The sequence below is a fragment of the Streptomyces fractus genome (assembly GCF_049844455.1).
Lineage (GTDB): Bacteria > Actinomycetota > Actinomycetes > Streptomycetales > Streptomycetaceae > Streptomyces > Streptomyces fractus.
Genome location: NZ_JBMYHI010000001.1, coordinates 404,331 through 430,401 on the forward strand (window position 1 = coordinate 404,331; position 26,071 = coordinate 430,401).

Below are 26,071 nucleotides of genomic sequence, written 5' to 3' on the forward strand. Positions count from 1 at the left end.
CCCTCAGGTGCCTGCCTGACAGCGCGTAGCCCAAGGGCATACGGCAAATCTATATAAAAGTGGCGTAAAATATCAGGGCTTGTATGTGCGAGGTCTGCCTGACACCGACCACGCCCGGAAGGATCCCCCGTGTCCCCTCTGCGCCGCGTTGGCGCCACGCTGGCCGCCTGCACTGCTGCCGTCCTGTTCGCCGCTGCTCCCGCCCAGGCCGCCGACTCTGCCGCCGCCTCCCGCTACTGGGCCTACTGGACTCAGAGTTCCTCCGGCGACTGGGACTACGCCACCCAAGGCCCCGCTACTGACGTCCTGGCCGACGGTTCCGTCATCGGCTTCCGCTTCGCAGCCAGCGACGACTCGGGTAGCCCTGCACCGCCTCGCGACGACTACGACTTCTCCTCCTTGTGCAGCTCCATCTCCGCCAGTGACGAGCAGAAGCGGGTTGGCCTGGTCATCGACTACGGCACCAGCTCCGACTCCGCCAACGGCGCCACACACCCGGCCGAACGGACCGCCTGTGTTCAGGCCGACAGCTCTGCGAGCGCCGCCGACGTCCTCGCCCAGGCGGACTCCGACCTGAGCTACGACTCCAGCGGGCTGCTCTGCGCGGTCGACGGCTACCCGGACGGCGGCTGCGACGACAAATCGTCTGCGTCCTCGGACGGGAATGATGACGGCTCTTCTGGCGGCGCCGGCTCCATTGGCATCGCCGCCGCCTCGTTCGTCATTCTCGGACTCGCGGTCGCGGGCGTCGTGAAGGCGCGCAAGCGCCGCAACTGAGACAGCAAAAGTTAGTGAGCTCTTTCAGCGTGGCTACTGATCGGGTGACGGGCTGGTGCTCCGCAACGCACAAGACTCCCGTGCCGTTGAGCGAGGTGTTCGAAGTCTCAACTCGTTGGCACAGGAGCCTCGTTGGTTCCCTATCCTGCCGCACTCGACCTGCCTCACGCGCTGGTCGAGTGGGTCACCATGCTCATCGTCGCCCGCGAGGGTGACCGCCGCTGCAAGCTCCCGCCGCACCAACGTGCCCTCGTCGCCCTGGTGTACCTACGCCGGCACGACACACTCACCGAGATCGCAGCAGGCTTCGGCATCGCCGTCGGCGCCGCCCACGCCTACACCGCCTCCGTGATCGACCTGCTTGCCGACCGCGCCCCGGCCTGCTGCGTGCGCTGCGTGAAACCGATCCCGACCACGTCCTGCTCGACGGCGCCCTCGCCGAGTGCGACCGCGTCGGTGACGGCCGGGCCGACTACTCCCACAAGCACCGTCGACACGGGGTGAACGTCCAGGTGGTAACCGATCCAGCCGGTCGCACGCTGTGGATCTCGCCTGTCCTCCCCGGCCGCACACATGACCTGACCGCGGCCCGCACCCACCGGATCATCCGGATCTGCGAGCGCCAGGGCATCCCGATCCTGGCCGACTGCGCCTATACGGGCGCCGGACCGTGGGTGACCACGCCACTCCGACGCCCGCCCGGGCGCGGGCTGACGCCAACTCAGCAGACCGTCAACCGGGCGCTCTCGACGGCGCGAGCGGCCGTCGAGCAAGGCATGGCCCGACTCAAGTCGTGGCACATCTTCCGCAGGTCACGGTGCAGCCCGAATCGAATGACGTCAGTCGTCAAGGCCGTCCTCACCCTGGAGCGGCAACTCTGAAAAGGCTCAGTGGTCCGATGGCTCAGCCACCGGACCACTCACTTCTCTTGTCGACGTGCCGGTCAGGCAGTCGGGTTGCTGTAGAACGTCGGCGAGATCCAGGAGTCCAGGCCCTCTTGCTTGACCCCGCTGGAGGGGTTCGCGGCCGAGATGTACTGGCCGTCCCCGATGTAGATCCCCACGTGGTAGACGCCGCTGATCTCACCGTTGTCGGACCAGAAGAGCAGGTCGCCGGTGGTCAGCTGGGACGGGTCGTTGTACGCGGTCGCCCCCGTGGCCGAGGCCTGCGCGTCGGCGGTGCGCGGCAGCGAGATGCCGGCCTGCGCGTACGCGGCCTGCGTCAGCCCCGAGCAGTCCCAGCCGGACGTCGAGGTCCCGCCGTACACGTAGGGGGCACCCAGCTGCGAAGAGAAGTACGAGACCGCCGACTGCGCGGCCGAACTGCCGGTGGCGGAGCTGGCGGGCGTGGACGACGAAGCGGCGGAGGACGAAGCTGCCGGGGTGTCCGCGGGCAGGGTGAGCTGCTGGCCAGGGTGGATCAGCCCGGCATCGGGGCCGACGGTGTCCTCGTTCACCGAGTACAGCGTCTGCCAGCCGCCGTCCACGTCCTGGGCGGTGGCTATGGAGGCCAGCGTGTCGCCGCTCTTCACCGTGTAGGTCTCTTCCGCGGGAGAGGAGGAAGAGGAAGTAGAGGAAACAGAGGAGGAAGGCGCCGGCGCCGCGAAGCTCGGGGCCGCTGCCATCAGCGGGATCGTCGCCGTGAGCACGGCAACGCTTGCGGCGCGGACGGCGGTGTGGATGGGCTTTCGGCGGGGCGTGGAGTGGCGGGCCATGGGGGCAGAGCTTCTTTCGGGGTCGGGAGCGGATGCGGCGCCCCGGATGAGGGGCCCCCTGGCACGCTAGGCCGCTGCCCCCAGCTGACTCCAAGTCAGATGGCAGTAAAACGCAGTATGTCGTGCTAACTGTCAACTTTCCGGCATGGAGAAGGGGTCCTTGGTCTACATCTTCGTCGCGCCCGGCCATATCTCCAGGCTCGGGGTTCGGGGGGTCGGAGGGGCAGCCCTCAAGGTCGTTTGTGTTACTTTCGCCCCATAGGTGACTTCCCTGGTTGCCCGGCCAACCGCCCCCGACGGAGCCTTTGATGGAACTAACCTCAGCCCCCGCGAATCAGTGCTCAGGCCGTGGTGACTGCCGAGGTCTGACGGAGCGGCAGGGCCAGGTGCTCGATGCGATCAGCGCATACATCTCCGCCCACGGCTACCCGCCCTCGATGCGCGAGATCGGCCACGCCGCCGGACTGCGCAGCATGTCCTCGGTCTCCCGCCAGATCAACGTGCTGGTCGGAAAGGGACACCTGCGCAAGGATCCCGCCCGCCCACGTTCCTACGTCCCCACCGCGGCCGACGATTCCCGGCCGTCGGCCGCGGTGGGTGTCTTCCACACCGACGAGCTTGGCCCGTTCGCGCGCAACGCAACCCGCGTCCCCGTCCTCGGCCGGATCGCCGCCGGTCCCCCCATTACGGCCGAGCAACAGGTCGAGGACATTCTCGTGCTGCCGCACAGCATCGTCGGCTCCGGAGACCTCTTCGTCCTCACCGTCGCCGGTGACTCCATGACCGGCCTCGGCATCCTCGACGGCGACCAGGTCGTCGTCCGCTCCCAACCCGCCGTGGAGAACGGCGAGATCGTCGCTGCCATGCTCGACGGTGAGGCCACCGTCAAGGCCTACCGGCGCGACGCGACCGGTTCCTGGCTGCTGCCGGCCAACGACGCTTATGCGCCCCTGGATGCCTCCCGCGCTATCGTCCTCGGCAAGGTCACCGCGGTCCTGCGCAGCATGCGGCACTGACTCTGTCGGCCAGGCGACGTTCACGTATTAGGGTCGTACGGCCCTGTCCAAAACGTCGCGAGATCTACAGGTTTGGGGCGTGTATCGAAAGTACTGGTCACGGACACTCGTTGATTTCCGCGGTGAGGACGGTCGTCTCGCGGCGGTCGGCGAGCTTGTCATGGCGTGCCGCCACGGTGCGGTGCCTTTCGAGGTGACTGATCCCGCACTCGACCGCCAGGCGAATCCTGGTGGTCGGCCCGCCGCGGGAGCGTCCGAATTCCGTGCTCGCCGGGCGACTCGGCTTGGGGTCCAGGCTGTGGGCACTTCGGGGTCGGTTTGCAGCGCGTTGCGGATCCGGTGCCAGGTACTGTCCCGCTGGCGATGTGGAGGGGCGTGTCCACGGTCTCTCACGGGTCGTGCCGCCCGGGTGCGGAAGCGTATGCCGTCGAACGAGCCTCCGCTTCCTGTGTGTTGGAGGCTGTCCGGCTACCTGCTTGGGCGGCAACGGCACCAACGCGGACCACTGCGCTTCCGCCGGATCCCTGCGGGCCATGGAAAGTGGTCATGGCATGGCCTTGATCCTCCTTGAGGACAGCTCTAGTGGGATGCATACAACCGGCCGTGCCTGTCCGGCGCTGTCCGGGGCGACTTGCCGTTGATTGTGAAAGGTTTTGACTGTATGGGCTCCCGAGGCAAGGCGAAGCTCTTCTCGCCCGCGTGGTCCGCGCTGCCGTCGGGGGAGGACGGGAGGGGTGGGAAGACCAAGCCGGGACGCCGCAGGAAGGTCCAGCCGGGGCGCCGCAGGAAGGCCCGCACCCGTAGGCAGAAGGTCGTCCGCTGGGGCGTGTGGATCTGTGTGGCCCTTCTGCTCGCCGGTGCCGGTACGGCCGGCTATGCGTACTGGCGACTGAACCACAACATCACCAGCCTCGACCTGTCCTCCATACTCAGTCCGGGTGACGATTCGGGCGAGATGAACATCCTGGTGATGGGCGTGGATTCACGTTCCGGTGAGAACGGTGACCTGGCGGGCGGGGACACCGACGGGACCTCTCGCTCCGACACGACGGCCGTCGTGCACATCAATCAGGAACACACCAAGGCCAGCGTGGTGTGGATCTCCCGGGACACCCTTGTGGACATCCCCCGGTGCACGGGCAGCGACGGACAGACGATCCCCGCACAGCAGGACGCGATGTTCAACTCGGCGTACGGCGAGGGCGGCGCGGCGTGCACGGTGAAGACAGTGGAGCAGCTGAGCGGCCTCGAGCTGAACCACTACGTGGAGCTCGACTTCTCCGGTTTCGTGGGCTTCGTCAACGACATCGGCGGCGTGACCATCACGACGACAGAGGACATCGACGACCCGGACAGTGGCTTCGACGAGCCGGCCGGAACACACCATCTGGGCGGTGACGAGGCGCTGGCCTACGTGCGCACGCGACACGGCGTCGGAGACGGCTCGGATCTGGACCGGATCACGCTGGAGCAGCAGATGGCCGACGCGATCATCACCCGGCTGCAGAGCCTGGGTCTGGCTGCACACCCGAAGCAGGCGTACAACATCGCCTCTGACCTGACGAAGTCGGTGACCACCGACAGCGGGCTCGCCTCGGTGAATGCCCTGCTCGGGCTTGCGGGCGGCATGGCCGGCATCGGACCGAGCGACGTCACGCAGGTGACCCTGCCGAACGAGCCGGCGCCGAGCGACCCGAACCGGGTGGAGCCGAAGGAGCCGGAGGCCGGTCAGGTCTGGGACGCACTCAAGAAGGACCAGGCGATCCCGTCGTCGATCGTGGGCAGCCAGCGGCAGAACCCGGCGGACTCCAAGGTGTCCGACGGGACGTCCTGACGGGCGGGAGGGTGTCCGGGGGCGTCGGCACGCAACCCGGTGACCATTAGGTGAAGTTTACGGCGTAATGTCCATTATCATGACAGCGGTGTCCCCCCACAAGAGCCCTTCCCGGATACGGGCCTACTGGCAGTCCTCGGTCGGCAAGAAGCAGGTCATGGCCGTCACCGGCCTGCTGATGATCCTCTTCCTGGTTGCCCATATGGTCGGCAACCTGAAGATCTTCGTCGGCGAGGACGCCTACAACCACTACTCGCAGTGGCTCAAGAGCCTCGGCACTCCGGCCATCCCATACGGCTGGTCGCTGTGGATCATCGGCCTCGTGCTCGGGATCTGCGTGGTGCTCCACGGCACCGCCGCCTACCAACTCGCCCGGCGCGCCAAGCGGGGCCGGGGCAGGTACGTGCACAAGCGGCCCTCGACCGGCTACGCCACCCACACCATGCGGTACGGCGGCATCGTCATCGCACTCTTCGTGGTCTGGCACATCTTGGACCTGACCTTCCTCTACCTGAACCCGGCCGGGATCCCCGGCGAGCCGTACGGCAACGTGGTCGCCGACTTTCAGCCCGACCACTGGTGGATCACCGTCTTCTACCTGCTCGCCCTGGTCTTCATGGGCCTGCACATCCGGCACGGCTTCTGGGCGCTCACCCAGTCCATGGGCTGGTGCACCGCGCGCAACCACCGCGCGCTGAGGGCCACTTCGAGCGTCCTCGCCCTTCTCCTCACGGCCGGGTTCATGATCGTCCCGCTGGCCGTGACCTTCGGGATTGTGAGCTGAACCACGACCATGGCCGATTACACGAACTTCACCCTCGGCGAGCCGATTGCCGATACCAAGGCCCCGGACGTCGCCATAGCCGACCGCTGGGACACCCGCCGCTTCCGCGCCAAACTGGTCAACCCGGCCAACCGGCGCAAACACACCGTCATAGTCGTCGGCACCGGCCTCGCCGGCGCGAGTGCGGGCGCCACACTCGGCGAACAGGGCTACCACGTCAAGCAGTTCTGCTTCCAGGACTCCCCGCGCCGCGCCCACTCCATCGCCGCCCAGGGCGGCATCAACGCGGCGAAGAACTACCGCGGTGACGGCGACTCCGTACACCGTCTGTTCTACGACACCGTCAAGGGAGGCGACTTCCGCTCGCGCGAGTCCAACGTCCACCGCCTCGCCGAGATCAGCGTGCAGATCATCGACCAGTGCGTGGCGCAGGGCGTGCCCTTCGCCCGCGAGTACGGCGGTCTGCTCGACACCCGTTCCTTCGGCGGCGTGCAGGTCTCACGGACCTTCTACGCCCGCGGCCAGACCGGCCAGCAACTGCTGCTCGGCGCCTACCAGGCGCTGCAGCGCCAGATCGCGGCCGGCATGGTGGAGATGCACCCACGCACCGAGATGCTGGAACTGGTCATGGTCGACGGCCGGGCGCGCGGCATCGTCGTCCGCAATCTCGTCGACGGCACCGTCACGACGCATCTCGCGGACGCGGTGGTGCTCGCCACCGGCGGGTACGGCAACGTCTTCTACCTGTCGACCAACGCGATGAACAGCAACGCCACCGCGATCTGGCGGGCGCACCGCAAGGGCGCACACTTCGCCAACCCCTGCTTCACGCAGATCCACCCGACCTGCATCCCGCGCTCCGGCGACCACCAGTCCAAGCTGACCCTGATGAGCGAATCGCTCCGCAACGACGGCCGGATCTGGGTACCCAGGGCACTGGGCGACACCCGCAAGGCCTCCGACATCCCGGAGGCCGAGCGGGACTACTACCTGGAGCGGATCTACCCCTCCTTCGGCAACCTCGTGCCGCGCGACATCGCCTCGCGCGCCGCGAAGAACGTGTGCGACGAGGGCCGGGGCGTCGGCCCCGGCGGCCAGGGCGTCTACCTCGACTTCGCCGACGCGATCGGGCGGATGGGCCGCGCCGCCATCGAGGCCAAGTACGGCAACCTCTTCGACATGTACGCCCGGATCACCGGCGAGGACCCGTACACCCAGCCGATGCGGATCTACCCGGCCGTGCACTACACGATGGGCGGACTGTGGGTCGACTACGACCTGCAGACCACGATCCCCGGCCTCTTCGCCGTCGGCGAGGCCAACTTCTCCGACCACGGCGCCAACCGGCTCGGTGCCTCCGCGCTGATGCAGGGCCTCGCGGACGGCTACTTCGTGCTCCCTGCCACGCTCAACGACTACATCGCCTCCACCGTGATGGACCCGGTCGACCCGCGCGCCCCCGAGGTCCTCGCAGCCCAGCAGGCCGTCGACGAACGCGTCGACAAGTTCCTGGCGATCAAGGGCGAGCGCTCTCCGGACTCCTTTCACAAGGAGCTCGGCCACATCATGTGGGAGTACTGCGGGATGGCCCGTGACGAGGCCGGACTGAAAAAGGCGATCGGAATGATCGCCGAACTGCGCAAGGAGTTCTGGCGCGACGTGAAGGTGGCCGGCCGCGGCGACCTGCTCAACCAGGAGCTGGAGAAGGCCGGCCGGATCGCCGACTTCCTCGAACTCGGCGAGCTGATGTGCCTGGACGCCCTGAACCGGGCCGAGTCCTGCGGAGGCCACTTTCGTACCGAGTCCCAGACCGTGGACGGCGAGGCCGCGCGGCAGGACGAGGAGTACTCCTACGCCGCGGCCTGGGAATTCACCGGCGTCGGCAAGCCGCCCGTCCTGCACAAGGAATTCCTCCAGTTCGAGTACGTCCACCCCACCCAGCGGAGCTACGCCTGATGAGCGGCACGAACAACGACACCATGCACGTCACGCTGCGGATCTGGCGGCAGGAGAGGCGCGGAGGGCAGGGCCGGATGGTCGCCTACCCCGTCATGGACGTCTCTCCGGAGATGTCCTTCCTGGAGGTCCTCGACAAACTGAACGAGTACCTGGTCGAGCGGAGCGATTACCGGGTCGCCTGGAACGAGGATCCGGTCGCCTTCGACCACGACTGCCGCGAGGGCATCTGCGGCGCCTGCTCGTTGGTGATCAACGGGCAGCCGCACGGCCCCGAGGGCACCACGACGTGCCAGCTCCACATGCGGTCCTTCGAGAACGGCGCGGTCATCGACGTCGAACCGTGGCGGGCCTCGGTCTTTCCCGTCGTGAAGGACCTGGTCGTCGACCGCTCCGCACTCGACCGGATCATCGCCGCGGGCGGCTACATCTCCGCCCCCACCGGCGCCGCCCCGGAGGCCCACTCCACCCCGGTGCCCAAGCACGACGCGGACGCCGCCTTCGTCTCCGCCGAGTGCATCGGCTGCGGCGCCTGTGTGGCAGCCTGCCCCAATGGCTCCGCGATGCTCTTCACCGCCGCGAAGACCACCCACCTCAACGTCCTGCCCCAGGGCGCCCCCGAGCGCGAGACCCGGGTCCTGAACATGGTCGAGCAGATGGACTCCGAGGGCTTCGGCGGCTGCACCAACACCGGCGCGTGCGCCACCGCCTGCCCCAAGGGCATCCCGCTGCCCACCATCGCGGCAATGAACAAGGAGTTCCGCCGGGCGGCCCGCAAGGCCCGCTGACGCCCGCGATGACGCCGCAGCACAACGCAGGCGGCGAGCAGCGCCTGGAGAGATGGCAGCAACTCACCGACTGGCCGCTGCTCGCCGCCTCCGTGCTTTTCTTCGTCGCCTACGCCGTCCCCATCCTGGACACCGGTCTGTCCACCGACGGCCGCAGGGCCTGGCGGACGGCGAACCTCGCCCTGTGGACCCCCTTCGCCGCGGACTACGCGATACGCCTGCTGCTCGCCCGCCGCCGCAAGGCGTTCGTACGCCGAGAGTGGCTCGACGCGCTGCTCCTGGTCATCCCGGTCCTGCGCCCCCTCAGAGTCCTGCGGATACTCACCGCCGCACAGCGCTTCCACCACCGCTTCCAGCGCGGGTTCCACCGCCAGGTCCTCACCTACACCGCCGGCACCGTCGTTCTGCTCGGCCTGACCGCGGCCCTCACCGTCCTGGCCGCCGAGCGCGGCGCCCCCGGCGCCTCCATCCAGACCTTCGGCGACGCGATCTGGTGGACCTTCACCACCCTGACCACGGTTGGTTACGGCGACACGTATCCGGTCACCACCACGGGCCGGGTGGTCGCCGCCCTGCTGATGACCGGGGGAGTGGCCCTGCTCGGTGTCCTCACCGCCTCCTTCTCCTCCTGGTTCACCTCCCGCTTCGGCGTCGGCGACGCCCGCGACCGCGAGATGCGGCATCTGCTGGCCGAGACGAAGGACGAACTGGCTCGGGTACGGGAGGAACTGGCGCAGCTCAGGACCGAGCACGGGCACAAGGAGTGAGGCCGGCGAACAGCCTCTCCGCCAGGACCCCGGGAACGCATCAGACCGTGACGTCAAGACCATGGGCACGGCATACCCAAGTCCACCGACGCCCGGGCCGCGTCCACCTCACGATCCTGACCTCGTCCAACCCGGGCTTCGGGCCGTCCACCCAGGTCTGCGCCGGCTCGGTCACCGGCACCGGGTGACCGCTGACACGGTGGCCGCCGCACGGCCCACCGCGACGACGGTCCGAGCGTCCCCTGCTTCGCCTCAGTCCATTGGTGCTGTGCGCACGATCTGCGTCGGCAGATCATCCAGTGAATTCACGTCGAGATCGATGCCCGCGTCCGCTGGAGCCGGTTTGCGGGCGTCGTTGCTGATCACCAACAGGATGGCCACCAGCGCCCAGTTGGTGACCACCGACGAGCCGCCCTGGGCCAGGAACGGCATGGTCATCCCGGTCAGCGGGATCAGGCCGGTCACACCGCCGGCGACGATGAAGACCTGGAGGGCGAAGACGGTGGACAGACCGAAGGCGAGCAGCTTGCCGAAGGGGTCGCGGGCACGCAGCGAGGTCTTGAAGCCGCGCTCGGCGAGCAGCAAGTACATGATGAGCAGCGCGGCTATGCCGATCAGGCCGATCTCCTCGCCGACCGTGCCCAGGATGTAGTCGGACTTGGCGGCGAAGCCGATCAAGTAGGAGTGGCCGAGGCCGAGTCCGGTACCGAACAGGCCGCCCGCGCCGAAGGCGAACATCACCTGCGCGGACTGGCTCGCGCCCTGACCTGCATCGATCGAGGCGAAGGGGTTCAGCCAGTCGTCGATGCGGGAGGTGACGTGCGGCACGAAGAAGTACGCGACGACCAGGCCGACCACGCACAGGACCAGGCCGAAGATGATCCAGCTCCGGCGCTGCGTCGCCCCGTACAGCATGGCGACGAAGAGGCCGAAGAACAGCAGCGCGGTACCCAGGTCGGTCTCCATGACCATGATCATCAGGGAGAGCAGCCAGACCACGAAGAGCGGGCCGAGGTCGCGGCCGCGCGGGACGCGGATCCGCAGGATGCGACGTGAGGTGAGGGCGAGGGCGTCCTTCTTCTGGGCCAGGTAGCCGGCGAAGAAGATACAGATGATGATCTTCGCGAACTCGGCGGGCTGGATGGAGAAATGGCCGATCGTCACCCAGATCTTGGCACCGTTGATGGACGGGAAGAAGATCGGCGAGATGAGCAGGGCGAGAGCGACGAAGAGCGCGGTGTAGGTGAAGCCGGCCAGGGCCCGGTGGTTCCTCAGGAAGATGATCACCAGCAGAAAGATCCCGATGCCGAGCGTGGAGAACATCAACTGGCTGGGGGCGGCCTGTCCCTGGGCGGCCAGCTGTGGCTCCTGGTCCAGGCGCCAGATGAAGACCAGACCCATGCCATTGAGGACGGTCGCGAGCGGCAGCATCAACGGGTCGGCATACGGCACGAAGCGACGGACCGCCAGATGGGCGGTCGATGCCAGCGCGACGAGGCTGATGCCGTACTCGGCGGCGCCCACCGGGACGCTCCCGGACATGTTCACGCCGGTATCGATGTAGGCGTAGACCGGGATCAGTACCGCGAAAAGCAGCATGGAGATTTCGGTGACACTGGCGCGCCGGGCGACCGGATCCTTCTTCATCCTTTCCTTACGGGGCGGCTTCTGCTTCGTCTCCGTAACGGCACCGGCCGCTGCCGGAGTCCCCGCACTCAACGCTTCGTCGCTTTGTTCGGCATAATCCTCAAAATATAGACTCGTGGGGAAGGTAGCGTTCTCGCCGGTTTACGCCGGGCGAATGCCAGACGGCTTAGCGAGATGCTTCCGGGTGTGAGTGAAGAGGGCTGCGGGCCGGCAATGCACTCCCCGAGCGACGACTCCGGCAGCGTCGGCCTCGGGTTCGCCACCCCGACCGACACGGTCACGAAGGTGCTGCCCTCGCTGGAAGACGGAGCTGAGTCCTGATGGGAAAGAAGAACAACGCCGAGGCGCGCAGGCGGCGCGAGGAGATGGTGGCGAGGCGTGAGGCGGACAAGAGGAAGGTCAAGAAGCGGCAGCGGACCGTTCTCGTCGCGCTCGGCGTCGCGGGCGCGCTGGTCCTCGGCGGCGGTGTGGCCTACGCGGTGAAAGCCGGCAGCAGCCCGTCGGTGAGCCAGCTCACCAGCCAGACCTACGCCGCCCCGAAGCACACATCAGGCACGGACGGGACGACCGTCACCTACGGCGACAAGGACAGCAAGAACACCCTCGACGTGTACATGGACATGCGCTGCCCGTACTGCGCCGAGTTCGAGCAGACCGACGGCACAACGATCCAGAAGCTCGCCGACGACGGCGACTACAAGATCGTCTACCACTTCGGCACATTCCTGGACGACAACCTCGGCGGCACCGGCTCCATCAACGCACTCAACGCGCTGGGCGCCGCACTGAACGTCTCCACCGACGCGTTCGCCGAGTACCAGCACGTGCTCTGGGAGAACCACCCCGACGAGAACGACGACAAGTTCTCCGGCAACAGCGACCTGATCGACCTGGCCCAGCAGGTCCCGGCGCTCAAGGACAACCAGTCCTTCAACGACGCCGTGAACAACGGCACCTACTACCCGTGGGCGCAGAAGATGTCGGACCAGTTCGGTTCCTCGGGCGTCACCGGTACCCCGACGGTCGAGCTCAACGGCAAGAAGCTGACCGTCATCGACAGCGACGGCAAGGCGATCTCGACCTCCGACTTCACCAAGCAGGTCGAGGACCGCGTGAAGTAGCCGCAGGATCTCGGTGGCCCTGCTCACACCCGCGTCAGGTGGCGGACAGCCCCTTGACCGTGAGCAGGGCCAGCGCCATCTGCACGAAGACACAGGCCGTCGAAAGCGGCGCGGATATCCGGTGGTAGCCGCGGACCATCAGCATCGCGATGAGCAGCCCGAACACCCAGGTGGCGAAGGCCAGAGCGCGCATTGCCGGACTGTCGTCGGCCAGGAACAGGCCAAGGACCAGCTGCGGGAGATCGGTGGTCCACAGGATCACCATGAACATCGACACGGTGGCAGCGGGCCGGCCGATCCCGCCGCTGCGGTGCGCGAGCAGCTGGGTCATCGCGCCCAGGCCGAGCCCCGCCAGGGTGAGCGCGACGGCCGCTACGAGAAGGTGCAGCCAGAGCGGCGAGACGGTGGATACAGCGGCAGCCGAGGCGCCGGCCAGCCCGTCCGCGCCGAGCACCGCCAGCACACCGGCGAGGGCCGAGACACCGATGGCAGGCAGCCAGACCGTACGGTCCTGGGTCTCGTTGAGGATGTCGGCCGGGCGGGTCCACAGCTCCAGATGCATGCGCGGCCACGTCCGGCGAGGCGGGAAGCCATGGGCCTCCTGCCGATTCTCGGGATCTGTCACCTTTTTTCTCCCCTGCTCGGCCAAAAAGTTGATCCGAATTTGTACCAACGACTACACGGAATGGGATTTCCTCCATTCCGTGTAGTCGAACGGTGATGATGTGGCCGGAATTAGTCCGGGATTCGCCCATTGTTTCCCGGGGGTCGGTGAATGGCTTGCGTCGGGGTGATCCCTGATGTTCAGGTGGATATAGCCCGGGAAACCGGGTCATTTCATTGCACCCGAGTTCCACGAGGAAACACCGCCATATGGACACCACCCCCGCCCAGAGCCGCCGCCACGCCAAGCCCCGCCCGCACCGCAAGCGCCTCGCCACGGTCGGTGCGCTCGGCGTCGGCCTGGTCGCCCCGCTCTTCGCCGCGGGCACCGCCTCGGCCGCCACCACCAGCCAGTGGGACACCGTCGCGCAGTGCGAGTCCGGCGGTAACTGGTCGATCGACACCGGCAACGGCTACTACGGCGGCCTGCAGTTCAGCGAGTCGACCTGGAACGCCTACGGCGGCCAGCAGTACGCCTCGCAGGCGAACGAGGCCACCGAGTCGCAGCAGATCGCCGTCGCCGAGCAGGTCCTGGCCGACCAGGGGCCGGGCGCATGGCCGGTGTGCGGCACGGGCCTGAGCCAGTCGAACGCAGACACCTCGTACACGCCGCCGGCGACCTCGTCGTCCTCGGACTCGTCCACGTCGGACGACTCGTCGTCCTCTGCCGCCTCGGACTCGTCGACGTCCGGCAGCTCTTCGTCCTCTGCCGCCTCGGACTCGTCCACGTCGAGCAGCTCCTCGACCTCGGCGAGCACGGAGGCCGGCTCGTACACCGTGCAGAGCGGCGACACCCTCCACTCCATCGCGACCGCCCACGGCGTGGACGGCGGCTGGCAGGAGCTGTACCAGCTCAACGCCTCCACCCTCGGCTCCGACCCGAATGTGATCTACGCCGGTCAGACGCTGACTCTCTGAACGCCCCACCAGGAAGACGAGACCTCACTGTGGCTATCGACTTCACCGAAGACCTGACCGACGGCTGCGCCTGCGAGCACTGCCTTGCCGCCGACGGCCCGGCCCGACGCCGCCGCGCCGGCGGCAAGAGGCTGGGCCGCCGGCTGGCCCGTACCGCCGCTGTGGTGGCGATCGGTGGCAGCTCTGTGCTCGGCATGGGCTCGAGCGCCTTCGCCTCGACCGCTCCCGCGACGACCACGGTCTCTTCCTCGGCCGATTTGGCCTGCCCGTGGGTTCAGGGCTACGACTCCGCCGAGGGCGTGTACTGGTACCAGGACGCCTCCACGGGGCACTGGTACTGGACCAGCCACCAGAGTGTGTACGAGCAGAAGACGGGCAGCACGTCGTCCTCTTCTGCTGCGGGCACGTCGACGCCCTCGTCGTCCTGGCACAGCACCAATCCCACCTTCACGGGGAAGGCCGGTCACGACTCGGCCGACAACGTGTGGTGGTATCAGTCCAACGGCGCTTGGTACTGGACCAGTCACGAGAGCGTGTACGAGCAGCACACGGGCACGTCCTCGGCCACGGAGCAGACGGCCACCGACAGCACGACGTCGAGCAGCGGCTCCGTATCCAGCAGCGACGGCTCGGCGCAGCAGGCCGCCCTGGACTACATGCTGTCGCAGGCCGGCGCCCCGTACGTGTACGGCGGTGCCTCGCCCTCCGGCTGGGACTGCTCAGGTTTGGTCCAGGCGGCCTACGCGCAGGCCGGGGTCTCCCTGCCGCGTGTCGCCTCCGCTCAGTACACGGCGACCACTCCGATCTCCGCGAGCCAGCTGCAGCCGGGCGACCTGCTGTTCTGGTCCGGGGACGGCAGCGTCAACGGCATCTACCACGTCGCCATGTACATGGGCGGCGATCAGTACGTGGCGGCCGCCAACCCCAGCTCCGGGGTGGAGATCTCCAACATGTCGGACTGGATCACGCCGACCTTCTACGGTCACGTGAACGCCTGAACCCGGACCCACCGGCTCACGACTTCTGTGAGCGAGTACACGAACGCAGAAGTGCCTTGCGACCTGCGATGGTTGGAGCCTTTTAGCCTTCCAGCACGCACGATCAGCAAGGCACTTCCGAGACACGATCTTCCCCAAGCTGCGGGTGCGGTCTGCACCCGGTTCGATGATCCGAATCTGGTGATTCTTGTATGGGGCAAGAGCCGCACCCATTCAGATCCGGTGGCTGCTCAGAAGCGGTGTCCTGAGTGGTGTTCGCTTCCTGCCACGTCTGGTCCGTACCCTCGTCGAGGGCGATGGTGATCGACGTGTCCTCGGACGTGGCGTGGTTCGCTGCGACTTCGACGTTGTAGGTGACGGAGCCGTTGCTGTACACGATGCCGTTCGTGGCGCTGGAGTCACCACCCGGCCCGTCGGTGGCGGTGAACGGAGCCGCCCCCGTAGCCCCCGCGCTCATCGCGACCGACAGTGATGCCTCTGCGGCGGCGGCCGGATCGGCGCTCAGAAGTGTGCCTCCGCACAGGAGCGGGGTGGCCGCGCTGGCTGCCGACACTCGTCTTACGCGCTTCACGCGTCCATTCCGCGCTGGCCCCAACACCCGTGCCTCCCGACTCGTCTGATGAATCGTCAAGCCAGGCAAGTGGCTCCGCTTGTAGGGAACCGGTAAGGCGCGCCGCACTGCGGGTGACAACACCTCGAGCGGCCCACCGGTCAGGACCAGAGGTGTGACGGGAAGGGGATGTGGATGCCGGGCGGGTGACCGCGCCAGGCCATGGAACGGGCAGATGTGCCCGGCATCCGCTGCTGCGACTCCCGACTTCTGGCCGACAATGGCAGAAGCCGGAGCCACAGTTCTGTGGGGTGGCCCGCCCGGCAGACCTTGGCAAGTGAGTGCGGGCGGGCCGGGCCGCCGAGATGCCTCAGAGGTCTGGGCAGCCGGTGGGACGGCGGTCCTCTGATGGTGCAAACAGAGGTGCAGCCCTGGACCAGTTATAGCGGAGCGCGGGCGTGCCGGTGGTGGCGGCGCGCCGGTACGGCGAGTGCGGGTTCGTCCGGATGGCTCGATGGGGGGTGTTCCGGTCGGTGCCCCACGCACGGGGGTGTGCGTAGCCCGCTGCCTTCGCTGGCCGGAACGCCCGGCGAGCGTCCCTGGCGTACGGCCAGGACGCAGCGCTCTCCGCGCGGCACCGAAGCGAACGTGAGGTCAATCCCGAGAAATGCCAACGGTCTCTGCCTGCGCCGACGTTCGACGAGGCGATGGCAGCAGCCAGTTCGAAGGCGTACGTGACCCTGAACGGCACCGTGCTGCCCCGCACACCGCCGCCCACATGTGAGCGGCGGCGTCGTGCATGTCGGCCGGGTTCCTCGCTCGACGGCACTGGCGCGCGCCCCTGCCCTCGCGCCGGAGATGTGGCCCTTCGACGCACGAGGGTCCGCCCCGGCCTTTGGCCGGGGCGGACCCTCGTGGTGCTGCGGCTCAGGCGGCGGGGGTGATGTTCTCCGCCTGGGGACCCTTCTGGCCCTGGGTGATGTCGAAGTTGACCTTCTGGCCTTCCTGGAGCTCACGGAAGCCGGAGGCGTTGATGTTGGAGTAGTGGGCGAAGACGTCGGGGCCGCCGGCGTCCTGCTGGATGAAGCCGAAGCCCTTTTCAGTGTTGAACCACTTCACGGTTCCGGTGGCCATGTGTCCTCCTGGAGACTCGAAAACGGTCCCGCCCTGTGCGGGAGCCGGAGGTGATCGTCCTGGTCCTCCGAGACTCTGAACAGCAAGACGCCCGTGAACGCGTGCTCACGGGCGAACCGGTACTTCGGAACCATGACAGCTGATTTTGACGCCACACGGGCCGACTTGTCCCGTGGCGGTGTCCCGACCATTCTATGTCCGCCGACGGGCGACCGTCGCCAATATGCCTGAAATGTGCTCGCTGGTCAGGGTGACGGACTCGGAGCTGCATGGGCGCGGGGTCTCCAGGATGGAGGGCCTGGACGCTGACCCTTCGGCAAAGGGGATACAGCGGGACAGCGAGCAGACCCCGGCATATCTCGCCAGCGCGCTGGTGCCGACGCTTCCCGACACCGATGACGACGAAGACCTCCTCGAACGGACCGTGGCGGCCGCATTCTTGAACGTGTCGCCGAAGACCTGGGACTCCTACAAGAAGGACCCGCGGACCGCGCCGCACCGGCAGAAGGCCGGGGGAGTGGAGCACTCTCCGCGCGGGGTCCTGCTCGCCTACCAGGAGACGTCGGCAATCTCGGACGGAGCTGCGCACCGGCCCGAGGGAAGCGGCGGCATGGTGCCCCGCGACCAGCCGCGCCCGGGCCGGTGAACTCCTGGACGCTGGCCCGGCGTTGACCCTGGCGAAGCTGACCGACGCGCCGGATATCGCCAACTCGACCGCCGCCCGGGCCATGCCCCGCCCACGCGGAGAGAGGATCGCCGACCTCTGCGTAGGCGAGGAGGACCTGACACCGGAACAGGCTCGTTGCCGAGGGACCGGCGGAGCAGCAGGACGTCGAGCCGAGATGATGTACGTGGCCGACGGCGTCGTGACCGCAGCTGTGGTCCTCGCCTCCAACGCCCCCGTGCCGGCACTGGTGTGGGACGAACGGTGGGGCTGGCACAAGGCGCACAGCCGCCGCTTCATCGGCAAGAAGTCCGGAACTGGCCACGAAGGCAACGGCATCCATTACCTCGGCCCCGGCACGCCCTGGACTGACGGCCACAGCCGCACACGTTCACCCACGAAACGCCCCCGAGCCGTACGGTGGAGCGAGGGAGTATCACTTCCTCGGCCTCCTGCCGTGAACGGGGAGGCCGATGAGGAACCGGGTGCAGAGCGAGCAGGGTGTCGTCCGGAAGCGGCGCCAGGCCACGCAACACCCGGCCTTCGCCCAGAAGTGGCACGAGGCGTGGGCGCTCAAGGAGGAGCAGCATGCACACACCACCCATCCCCGGCCCCTACCCGTCGTACAACAGTGCGGAGGCGACCGCCTCCTACCTGACGGCCGACCGCGCGACCGACTGGCTGCTGGGCCATACGTTCGTCTTCGCCGAACTCGACCTGAACGCACGACGCAAAGCGACCGTCCTTGATTTCGGGTGTGGCCCCGGCATGGTGACCGATCACATCGCCCGCCGCTACGGAGTGCATGTGCTGGCAGCCGACCCTGCCCCCGACATGCTGCAGGCAGCACGTCGGCGCGCGACACCGGGCGCTGAATACCACCTCATCACCGGCAACCGAGTGGAGAGCTTGCCGGACGCGTGTGCCGACGCAGCCATGTGCTCCTTCGTGCTGACCTGCATCCCGGACGAGAACGAACACCGCGCCGTCATCACCGAGGTCCGTCGCCTGCTGCGCCCCGGAGCCCGGCTGACCCTCCTCAACACCGACCCCGCCTGCTACGGAGTGACCTTCACCTCGGTACGGACCGCAGAGCCGGACACCCGCTACCGGCCCGGTGACCCGGTCCCGGTCCAGCTGCGCGCCGCCGACGACAGGTGGGAGACCTTCACCAACTACTACTGGCCGCTCAGCCACTACCCTGGCCTGCTGACCGAGGCAGGCTTCACCGACATCACGCAGTACCGCCCCACGGTGGAACAGGCCCGCGACCTCGCGGACCCGGCCCTGCTGCGCCGCAGCCGGTGGGAGGCCGAACGCGCACACCCGCCCATGGTGATCACTGCCGCCACGGCCTGAGCTTCGCCCGCACACCGTGCCCGGACCGGTACACCGGATCGGATCGATCCCCACCGCCCCGGGGTACGGCCCATGCAGGTGGTGTCGGCGACACGATCTCGGGCCGACCGCTTCACCAGCTGACGCCCGCCGCCACCGGCAGGTGGTCGCTGGCGGTGGCCGGGAGGACCCAGGAAGAGTCCGTCTCCATGCCCCTGACCAGGATCTGGTCGATCCGCACGACGGGGAAGGCGGCCGGGTAGCTGAAGCCGAAGCCGTCGCCAGCCTCTTCCTGGGCGGAGTCCATCTCCGAGGTCAGGGCGTCGAAGGCGCGGTCGTCCGTGGTGCCGTTCATGTCGCCGAGCACCATGACGCGTTCGTGCTCATCGGCGGCGACGGCGTCGGCCAGCGCCTGGGCGCCGTCGTCCCGCTGGCCGGTCGTAAAGCCGCCGTCGGCGTGGACGCGTACGGACCCCAGGTGTGCCACATAGACCTCCACCGGCCCCGCGTCTGTGGCCACGGTGGTGCGCAACGCCCGCGCCGATTCCTGCTTCTCCTCGGCTGACTTGGTTTCCCCCAGCGGCCCGGCGTCCATCGCGGTGTCGACGGGCTGGGTGTCCGACAGGGGCAGCTTGCTCCACAGCCCGACCGTGTTGATCACCGTGTGGTACGGGTATTCCTGCGCCAGTCCCTTCTCGTACGTCCCCTTGTCCTGCTGGGTGATCTCCACTAGGGCGAGGAGGTCTGCGCCCGAGGCGGCCAGGTCGTCGGCGGTTCCCGCCGGGTCGGGGTTGTCCGCGCGGACATTGTGGCTGACCACGGTGAGGTCGCTGGTGCCCTCGTGGGACGTGCCAGTGAAGAGGCCGCCGAAGAGGCTCGTCCACACCACGGCCGGAATGAGCAGAGCGGCTACCGCGGTCAGTGAGCGGCGCCAGAGCGCGGCGACGAACAGCACCGGTATGCCCAGGAGGCCGAACCATGGCAGGAAGGTCTCCACCAGGCTGCCGAGGCCGGCGAGGTCCGGTATCTGCGCGTGCAGGAGCATGATCAGGCCCAGCAGCAGGGCGAGCGCTGCGACCACCCGGCCGCGCTTCCAGGGCTCAGGCCGGGCGACGGAGCCGAGTGTGCGGCGGACCGCTCGGCGCACGCGCGCACGCCGGTTGCCTGGGTTCGGGGCTACGGGCTGCCTGGCCGACCCCGTCTCCTCGGCCTGTGTTGTCTCCGCCGTGTCCACCTTCGTCATCTGCTGTCCTCGTTCATCGTCGCTGTTCCTCGTACGAAAAGCGCTGGTCACTGCTGGAGCCTCGGGTCCTGGGTGGGATCGGCGTACATGGCGGGGCAGCCTTCGTCCTGCGCCTCGGGGTGGAGTTCGTAGTGCCAGGGCTCGTTGGCGTAGGTCTGGCACAGGCCGTAGCCGACACCGTTCGCGGACAGCCACGTCGTGGCGGCGTAGTCGCCGATGTCGACCGCGTCGCCCGACACATGGGCGGATGTCTGCGGGGTGGCCACCCAATGGGCGGCTTCCTCCTCGGACCCGTACGCGGCTACTGCCTCGTCGAGAAGCTCCTGCTGGTACGCCTCGGAACGCCAGCCGCTGTTGACGTAGAACGCGTCGACGCCGTCGTCCTCGGCATCCGTCGCCGCCTGCTGCAGGGCGTCGAGGAGATCCGGATCGAGGTTGGCCACGGCCCGGACGTCCTCGTCGAAAACAGTCGTGCCGTCAGGGGCGTCCCCGTCCTCGCCGAGAGAGTGCGCAGCCGGGGACGCCGAAGAGTGGGACGCGGTCTGGGACTGGGACTCGAGTGTCAGAGCCTGCGCCGCGAGAACCGTGGCCGCCGTCACCGTGACTACCAGCAGGCCGACAGCCAGGCCCCTGGGAGTCTTGCGATGCGTCGGTGCATGGACAGATACGGGCTCGTCCGGTGATCCGCGGTGGTTCATGCCGACAAGTTAAGGAGATCCACTGTTGCCAGGGTGTATGCCGTCTTCGATATGCCGGCGATATGTCCCGACTCATGGCATTCGGAACATGCGAGCACTGATCGTCGAGGACGGGCCCTACATAGCGGAAGCCATCCGTGACGGCCTACGTCTGGAGGCGACCGCCGCGGCCATCGCGAGCGACGGTGACACCGCGTTCGAGTTGCTGGACATCAACACCTGCGGCATCACCATCCTCGACCGTGACATTCCCGGCCCAGCCGGCCACGAGATCGCCCGGCACATCGTCGCCTCCGGCACCCTCATCGCAAGGAGAAGGGGCGCCTGCAACGGCACGGCGCGAAGAAGCAGGAAGCCACCGAATCCACACAGAAGACGTGCCGCACAGCGGCGCAGTAAGCCACAGGCCCAGAAGGCCGAACCTCGACCACCGATGGTCTTGTCCCCGATCGGTCCTTCGTCGCGCACGCATACGCCCAGGCCGCACCAGTGCCACCCACTCCTGGCCCTGCGGCCGGCTTCTCGCCCGGTGGGCCTGCTAAGCGAGCCCGGCGGGCCAGCTCGGCGCGCTGCTCATCTCGCGTCACGCTATCGGCCCTGCGGCGGTGTCCTCGGGCCGTCCTGCTGGGGTGGTTGGCGGTTTGGGCCGCCGAGCGAGCAATGCTCAGAACCTGTGGATCAGCCCGGGGAGGACGTACCTACCCGGATGATTGATCGATAGGTCACCGAGCAAGACCGGTGTTCGCAGCACCGGCCGGGAAGGTACGTCCGTGCTCACCGTAGTCAACGAGGACGGCTCCGCGCACGACGGGTCGTCGCTGATCGACGAGATCGTTCGGGAAGGCGCAAGAAGGATGCTGGCGGCCGCGCTGGAGGCCGAAGTCAACTCCTACATAGCCGAGTTGGCCGACCAGCGCGACGAGAACGGTCGGCGGCTCGTGGTCCGCAACGGCTACCACCAGCCGCGGCAGGTCACCACCGCGGCCGGCGTGGTCGAGGGTGAAGGCCCCGCGGGTGAACGACAAGCGCGTCGATGAGGCGACGGGCGAGCGCAAGCGGTTCTCCTCGGCGATCCTGCCGCCGTGGTGCCGCAAGTCGCCGAAGATCAGCGAGGTGCTGCCGTTGCTCTATCTGCACGGCCTGTCCTCCGGCGACTTCGTGCCCGCCCTGGAGCAGTTCCTCGGCAGCTCCGCCGGGCTCTCCCCGGCCACGATCACGCGGCTGACCCAGCAGTGGCAGGCCGACCACACAGCGTTCATGGACCGCGATCTTGCGGAGGTCGACTACGTGTACGTGTGGGTCGACGGCATCCACCTCAACGTCCGCCTGGAGGAGGCCAAAGCCTGCGTCTTGGTACTCATCGGGGTGCGCGCCGACGGCTCCAAGGAGCTCGTGGCGCTCAAGGACGGCTACCGCGAGTCCGGCGAGTCCTGGGCCGATGTGCTGCGCGACTGCGCCCGCCGGGGCATGCGCGCCCCGGCCCTGGCGGTCGGCGATGGCGCCCTGGGCTTCTGGAAGGCCCTGGCCGAGGTGTTCCCCGAAACCCGCGAGCAGAGGTGCTGGGTTCATAAAACCGCGAATGTGCTCGATGCCATGCCGAAGTCCGCGCAACCCGGGGCGAAGAAGGCCATCCAGGACATCTCCAACGCCGAGGACCGCGACCAGGCCATCAAGGCGGTCAAGACGTTCGCCCAGCTCTACGGCGCGAAGTTCCCCAAGGCGGTCAAGAAGATCACCGACGATCAGGAGGAGCTGCTGGCGTTCTTCGACTTTCCGGCCGAGCACTGGATCCACTTGCGGACCACCAACCCCATCGAGTCCACTTTCTCCACCGTCCGGCTGCGGACCAAGGCCACCCGCGGCGCCGGCTCCCGCACCGCCGCCCTGGCCATGGTTTTCAAGCTCGTCGAGTCCGCCCAGCAAAGGTGGCGGGCCGTGAACGCACCCCACCTCGTTGCCCTCGTCCGCGCCGGAGCCCGCTTCGAACGAGGACACCTCGTCGAACGCCCCGAAGCTCACGCGGCCTGACACACCTCAACCGATCCTGTGTCCGTGCCGACGATTAGTGTTCGACGGCATGCGCGAGTTGGGAGGGGCAGTCATGACTGAGGATCCGATCGACCTGATCCGCCTGGAAGGGGAGGGCAATAGCGTCATTCTCCGGATCGCGGGGAAGGGGGAACGGATGCGTCCCGCTGAGGCCGATGTCCTGGTCGGAGAGTTCCTGGTCGATACGCCCTTCGTCCGTGGCACCCTCAAGACCTGGATCTTCCCCGAGGACCTGCGGCAATGGCAGCAGGCCCTGGACTCACTCGACGCGGGACAGGACATCGCCTGGCGCGAGGGGAAACGCGCTCCATGGCTTGTCATCGAACTCGACGAGGACGATGACCGCTGCCAGGTCACGATCAAGGACCACTCAATGTCCCTGACGACGGTGACGGTCACCATCCCACTGGTCGATGCCTGGTTCGACGACGCATACCGACGCCTTGACCTGGTCCGGGAGACCTGGCCCATGACCGAAGACTGAACCATGGACAACGAAGGAGGCCGCCAGCCTCATGGTGTGAGCTCGCCATGACTTGATCCACAGGTCTTGACTATTGCTCCGCCGAGAGGCGGTGCGCGAGGGCGTGGTACCTGGTCCTGACGGAATGGGATGGCGGGTAGGAGCGGCCTACTCGTGCAGAGCCTGCAGCTTCGCAGTGACCTGACGGAGTTGCTTCTCGACGTCGAACTGGTGGAGGTCGTTCTCGCATGCGTACGGGGGCCGCCGCCTCGAACCAGACCGTGTGCTGGTCGTCATCGAGGTGTTCCAGCTTCCGGCTCTCGTCGTCGGTCACGCGCTGCAATTCGATCAAACTATCAGGTAGTTCGATCACCACATTGGATCTTAAACCTCAGTGCCCCACTGGTCGTGTGCCCACCGAACGGCACTCGGGGGAGGGGAGGAGGCGGGGCTCGGTGAGCATCAAAACGCGCCGGTTCGAGGGCTGTAGCTCCGGGCGCCACCTTTTGTCTCCCAGGGGGGCGGACATGGACGCTCGCAGGAGATACCGTCCTCAACTCTGTCCGATTACGGCCCATGGTCTGGTCTTGTGGGTTTGGGGTGGCGCGTTGACCCGGTTTCGGCCTCTTCGTGTGGAAATATTCCTTCTGTAAGCAAGTCGTCGCCGCGCCCGTCGGCACCCCTCCCGTGCGCTGGCGGCGCTTGCTTGTTGCGGAGCCTCGAACGTGGGCGGCCTACTCGTCGAGACCTCAACGCTGTGGAGGGTGCCCGCCAGAAGGCGGGCGTTCGGGGTTCTGGCAGAGTCGCTGGAATGGGGTGAGTGACCATGGGATGTGTGGGCGTGTGGTGTCGGGCGGGAGGCACTCGCTGAGCCGGATGATGTTCGTTCCGGTGGCGGTGAGGACATGCTGAACGTGTACCTTCGCCAGCCTCGACAGCGACAGTGGCGCAGACCATGAGCGTGGACGGTCTCGGAGACAATGGTCTCGCAGTCGGCACGCATCGCGGAACGGGCAAGACGCTCATCGCGCTACGGACAGCCGAAGCTCTCAAGACCCGCCCTGCTGGTGGTGGTGCCCTCCAGGGACCCGACAGCGGACGGCAGCAGCCCGTGCGGATGGCCACACCGAGTCCCTGATGACGGTCTCGTCACTCAACGCGGACAGACATCCCGTGCTCGCCGCGGCAGGAGCGGTGTCCACGGGCTCTGGGGAGTACCTGGCGTACTGGCTGGCCCAGCGCGCCAAGAAGGACGAGCCGGCAACCGTGTTCGTCACCCTGGACTCGCTCCCCAGGATCGAGGAGATCCAGCACTCGGACTGTGGAGTGGGTGGTTCCTTGGTGGATGGCCACGTCCGCTCGGGCAGGGTGGGTTGTGCTGCCTGGGCGGGTGTGGGTGGTCAGATGGCTTCGATGTCGGGGAGGGTCCAGGTTTTGTCGAAGAATGGTTGGGTGGGGGCGTAGAGGCGGAAGTAGATGAACCAGCCGTCGGGGGCGTGGGTTTTCATCCAGTTGTTCTCGGTTCCGGCGGGTGTGTCGGGGCCGATGTAGAGGTCGATGCTGCCGTCGGGGTTGAAGGTGAGTTGCTGGTCGCGGCTGTCGAGGCTGACGCTGCGGATCTCGGTGCCGCCGTTGTCGTAGGGGCGGCGGGTGTCCTCGCTGTAGAGGGTGAGTGACCAGAACTGGGCGACCGGGACGTCGGCGGGGATGTGTAGCCGGTAGGTGCGGTCGGTGCGTACCAGGCGCCCTTGGCTGTCGCGTTTGGAGGTCATGTAGACCTGGCCGGTACCGGGGGCGGGGTTGACCATGCCTTTGGTGCTGGTGACGGCCTCGTAGAACAAGGTGGCCCGCTGGTCGAGCTGGAGCAGGGTGTCGGTCTCCTGCTCGGTCTGGAAGTCGAAGCTCTTGTACCAGCTGGTGCCCGGCCAGTAGGGGTGCGTGTAGCGGGGGTTGACCTGAAGGTTGCGCACCATCAGCTCGCCGAGCGCCGCGCCTTCTGCCAGGATGCGCTGCTGGCGTTCGTCGGGTGCGAAGGGGCGGTCCCGGGTGACGCCGAGCGGCTCCAGCATCGCCATCAGTGCCTTGTCGACCTCGCGGACCGGTTCCTCCCGCAACACCGTGGCCAGGTCGCGCCAGTAGTCCAGGCCGCGGGCGGGAGTGGCGCTCCATTCCTGGTCCACGCCCTCGATGAAGTGCACCGGTGCCGCCTGCGCGCCGGCCCGGGCGAGCTTCAGGTCGTTCTTGGCGTCGGCGATGAGCTGGGGGTCCTGGGTGAGCAGCCGGAACGCGATGAACACGTTCACCGTCGCGGAGCGCACCAGGAACCGGCCCGAGTCCTCGAACCGGGCGGCGTCGTGGTCGGGCCCCAGGACGACGTACCCGCCGCCCTTCCCCTGGTCCGGTCCGGTCTGCCCGAGGTCGGTGACCGGCCGCTGCCAGAAGTCCAGGACCCCGCCGGCCGTGGGACCGGCCGGATAGTCGATCAGCACGGGCCCGTCCGCCAGGCTCGTGAAGTTGATGATGTACGGCGTCGTCAGGTTCGCCGTCACGATCCCGCGCTTCTCCCGCAACGAGTCGTAGACGACGAAGTCGAACCCGGACGCCCCGAAGGTCTGTGCCGCGCGCTCGCGCCACGTCACGAACCCGGCCAGCGGCAGTGACCACAAGTAGGCCTGTGCCGCGCGTTGCGCGTCGAGCTGGTCGAACAGCAGGGTCGCGGTGTCGTCGGTCGGGAACGTCTGCTCCAGACGGAGCGCGCCGAACGACGTCTCGATCGTCTCGTCACCCGTCAGCCGTGCGTCATGCAGGTCGGCCATGACTCCCCTTTTGTCAGAAAATGAGATGAAGTCATATGTATCACCGTGGACGGCCGGAATCGGGGATGTATCGAGCACGGGACGCCGGGGTCCGGTCTCTCATCGGCGCGGCCGAAGCCGTGCACAGTTCGAA

At 67.6% G+C, this 26,071-nt stretch carries 21 protein-coding genes and 3 pseudogenes; 17 read left to right on the forward strand and 7 right to left on the reverse strand.

Annotated features, from left to right (window positions below):
- The first annotated feature begins 129 nt into the window (after window positions 1–129).
- A complete protein-coding gene (locus ACP4E5_RS01920; RefSeq protein WP_425824903.1) occupies window positions 130–777 on the forward strand; it encodes an SCO2322 family protein in 648 nt (215 codons plus the stop codon).
- A 132-nt stretch (window positions 778–909) separates the two neighbouring features.
- Window positions 910–1,658: pseudogene (locus ACP4E5_RS01925) on the forward strand (transposase).
- A 62-nt stretch (window positions 1,659–1,720) separates the two neighbouring features.
- Here the strand turns inward: ACP4E5_RS01925 and ACP4E5_RS01930 are convergent.
- Window positions 1,721–2,308 (reverse strand): C40 family peptidase, encoded by a 588-nt coding sequence (locus tag ACP4E5_RS01930; protein WP_425824904.1) that lies wholly within the window; start codon window positions 2,306–2,308, stop codon window positions 1,721–1,723.
- 491 nt (window positions 2,309–2,799) lie between these two features.
- On the opposite strand from ACP4E5_RS01930, the gene lexA reads away from it, so the two are divergent.
- The 6 genes from lexA (at window position 2,800) to ACP4E5_RS01960 (ending at window position 9,636) form a co-directional block, all read left to right on the forward strand.
- On the forward strand, window positions 2,800–3,507 hold the full coding sequence (gene lexA / locus ACP4E5_RS01935; protein WP_425824905.1) for a transcriptional repressor LexA: 708 nt from the start codon (window positions 2,800–2,802) through the stop codon (window positions 3,505–3,507).
- Between the two features lie 661 nt (window positions 3,508–4,168).
- On the forward strand, window positions 4,169–5,341 hold the full coding sequence (locus ACP4E5_RS01940; RefSeq protein WP_425824906.1) for an LCP family protein: 1,173 nt from the start codon (window positions 4,169–4,171) through the stop codon (window positions 5,339–5,341).
- 79 nt (window positions 5,342–5,420) lie between these two features.
- Complete coding sequence (locus ACP4E5_RS01945) at window positions 5,421–6,125, forward strand: succinate dehydrogenase cytochrome b subunit (protein ID WP_425824907.1); 705 nt, start codon at window positions 5,421–5,423, stop codon at window positions 6,123–6,125.
- A gap of 9 nt (window positions 6,126–6,134) precedes the next feature.
- Window positions 6,135–8,081: a fumarate reductase/succinate dehydrogenase flavoprotein subunit gene (locus ACP4E5_RS01950; protein WP_425824908.1), complete on the forward strand. Its 1,947-nt coding sequence runs from the start codon at window positions 6,135–6,137 to the stop codon at window positions 8,079–8,081.
- Window positions 8,082–8,104: 23 nt separating this feature from the next.
- Window positions 8,105–8,869, forward strand: coding sequence for a succinate dehydrogenase/fumarate reductase iron-sulfur subunit (locus tag ACP4E5_RS01955; protein ID WP_425824953.1), 765 nt, complete (start codon window positions 8,105–8,107; stop codon window positions 8,867–8,869).
- Window positions 8,870–8,877: 8 nt separating this feature from the next.
- Window positions 8,878–9,636: a potassium channel family protein gene (locus tag ACP4E5_RS01960; RefSeq protein WP_425824909.1), complete on the forward strand. Its 759-nt coding sequence runs from the start codon at window positions 8,878–8,880 to the stop codon at window positions 9,634–9,636.
- Window positions 9,637–9,888: 252 nt separating this feature from the next.
- Here ACP4E5_RS01960 and ACP4E5_RS01965 read toward each other — a convergent pair whose 3' ends face one another.
- On the reverse strand, window positions 9,889–11,283 hold the full coding sequence (locus ACP4E5_RS01965; RefSeq protein WP_425824910.1) for an FtsW/RodA/SpoVE family cell cycle protein: 1,395 nt from the start codon (window positions 11,281–11,283) through the stop codon (window positions 9,889–9,891).
- 186 nt (window positions 11,284–11,469) lie between these two features.
- On the opposite strand from ACP4E5_RS01965, the gene ACP4E5_RS01970 reads away from it, so the two are divergent.
- Together ACP4E5_RS01970 and ACP4E5_RS01975 are read left to right on the forward strand one after the other, a co-directional pair.
- A complete protein-coding gene (locus ACP4E5_RS01970) occupies window positions 11,470–11,604 on the forward strand; it encodes a hypothetical protein (RefSeq protein ID WP_425824911.1) in 135 nt (44 codons plus the stop codon).
- Window positions 11,604–12,404, forward strand: a complete 801-nt coding sequence (locus ACP4E5_RS01975; protein ID WP_425824912.1) for a thioredoxin domain-containing protein — start codon at window positions 11,604–11,606, stop codon at window positions 12,402–12,404. The genes ACP4E5_RS01970 and ACP4E5_RS01975 overlap by 1 nt, the downstream gene beginning before the upstream one ends.
- A 34-nt stretch (window positions 12,405–12,438) precedes the next feature.
- Here ACP4E5_RS01975 and ACP4E5_RS01980 read toward each other — a convergent pair whose 3' ends face one another.
- On the reverse strand, window positions 12,439–12,966 hold the full coding sequence (locus ACP4E5_RS01980; protein ID WP_425824913.1) for a YIP1 family protein: 528 nt from the start codon (window positions 12,964–12,966) through the stop codon (window positions 12,439–12,441).
- Window positions 12,967–13,277: 311 nt separating this feature from the next.
- Here ACP4E5_RS01980 and ACP4E5_RS01985 point away from each other — a divergent pair, with 311 nt between their 5' ends.
- Both ACP4E5_RS01985 and ACP4E5_RS01990 read left to right on the forward strand, forming a co-directional pair.
- On the forward strand, window positions 13,278–13,985 hold the full coding sequence (locus tag ACP4E5_RS01985) for a LysM peptidoglycan-binding domain-containing protein (protein WP_425824914.1): 708 nt from the start codon (window positions 13,278–13,280) through the stop codon (window positions 13,983–13,985).
- A gap of 29 nt (window positions 13,986–14,014) precedes the next feature.
- Window positions 14,015–14,983, forward strand: a complete 969-nt coding sequence (locus ACP4E5_RS01990; RefSeq protein WP_425824915.1) for a C40 family peptidase — start codon at window positions 14,015–14,017, stop codon at window positions 14,981–14,983.
- A gap of 1,477 nt (window positions 14,984–16,460) precedes the next feature.
- On the opposite strand, the gene ACP4E5_RS01995 is transcribed toward ACP4E5_RS01990, so the two are convergent.
- Window positions 16,461–16,667 carry a cold-shock protein gene (locus tag ACP4E5_RS01995; protein WP_425824916.1) on the reverse strand — a complete coding sequence of 69 codons (207 nt, stop codon included), beginning with the start codon at window positions 16,665–16,667 and terminating at the stop codon, window positions 16,461–16,463.
- Between the two features lie 223 nt (window positions 16,668–16,890).
- On the opposite strand from ACP4E5_RS01995, the gene ACP4E5_RS02000 reads away from it, so the two are divergent.
- Together ACP4E5_RS02000 and ACP4E5_RS02005 are read left to right on the forward strand one after the other, a co-directional pair.
- Window positions 16,891–17,313, forward strand: a complete 423-nt coding sequence (locus tag ACP4E5_RS02000; protein ID WP_425824917.1) for a hypothetical protein — start codon at window positions 16,891–16,893, stop codon at window positions 17,311–17,313.
- A gap of 606 nt (window positions 17,314–17,919) precedes the next feature.
- Entirely contained in the window at window positions 17,920–18,690 is a 771-nt protein-coding gene (locus tag ACP4E5_RS02005; RefSeq protein WP_425824918.1) for a class I SAM-dependent methyltransferase, read from the forward strand.
- A 112-nt stretch (window positions 18,691–18,802) separates the two neighbouring features.
- Here ACP4E5_RS02005 and ACP4E5_RS02010 read toward each other — a convergent pair whose 3' ends face one another.
- Window positions 18,803–19,912 carry an endonuclease/exonuclease/phosphatase family protein gene (locus ACP4E5_RS02010; protein WP_425824919.1) on the reverse strand — a complete coding sequence of 370 codons (1,110 nt, stop codon included), beginning with the start codon at window positions 19,910–19,912 and terminating at the stop codon, window positions 18,803–18,805.
- A 47-nt stretch (window positions 19,913–19,959) separates the two neighbouring features.
- Window positions 19,960–20,511, reverse strand: coding sequence for a M15 family metallopeptidase (locus ACP4E5_RS02015; RefSeq protein ID WP_425824920.1), 552 nt, complete (start codon window positions 20,509–20,511; stop codon window positions 19,960–19,962).
- 187 nt (window positions 20,512–20,698) lie between these two features.
- Between ACP4E5_RS02015 and ACP4E5_RS02020 the strand changes: the two are divergent.
- From ACP4E5_RS02020 to ACP4E5_RS02030, 3 genes and pseudogenes are all read left to right on the forward strand, one after another.
- Window positions 20,699–20,911: pseudogene (locus ACP4E5_RS02020) on the forward strand (response regulator); the annotation flags it as partial.
- Window positions 20,912–21,380: 469 nt separating this feature from the next.
- Window positions 21,381–22,638, forward strand: a pseudogene (locus ACP4E5_RS02025) (IS256 family transposase).
- A 73-nt stretch (window positions 22,639–22,711) separates the two neighbouring features.
- Window positions 22,712–23,143, forward strand: a complete 432-nt coding sequence (locus ACP4E5_RS02030) for a DUF5959 family protein (RefSeq protein WP_425824921.1) — start codon at window positions 22,712–22,714, stop codon at window positions 23,141–23,143.
- Window positions 23,144–24,522: 1,379 nt separating this feature from the next.
- On the opposite strand, the gene ACP4E5_RS02035 is transcribed toward ACP4E5_RS02030, so the two are convergent.
- On the reverse strand, window positions 24,523–25,938 hold the full coding sequence (locus ACP4E5_RS02035) for a DUF1214 domain-containing protein (RefSeq protein ID WP_425824922.1): 1,416 nt from the start codon (window positions 25,936–25,938) through the stop codon (window positions 24,523–24,525).
- Between the last annotated feature and the right edge of the window lie 133 nt (window positions 25,939–26,071).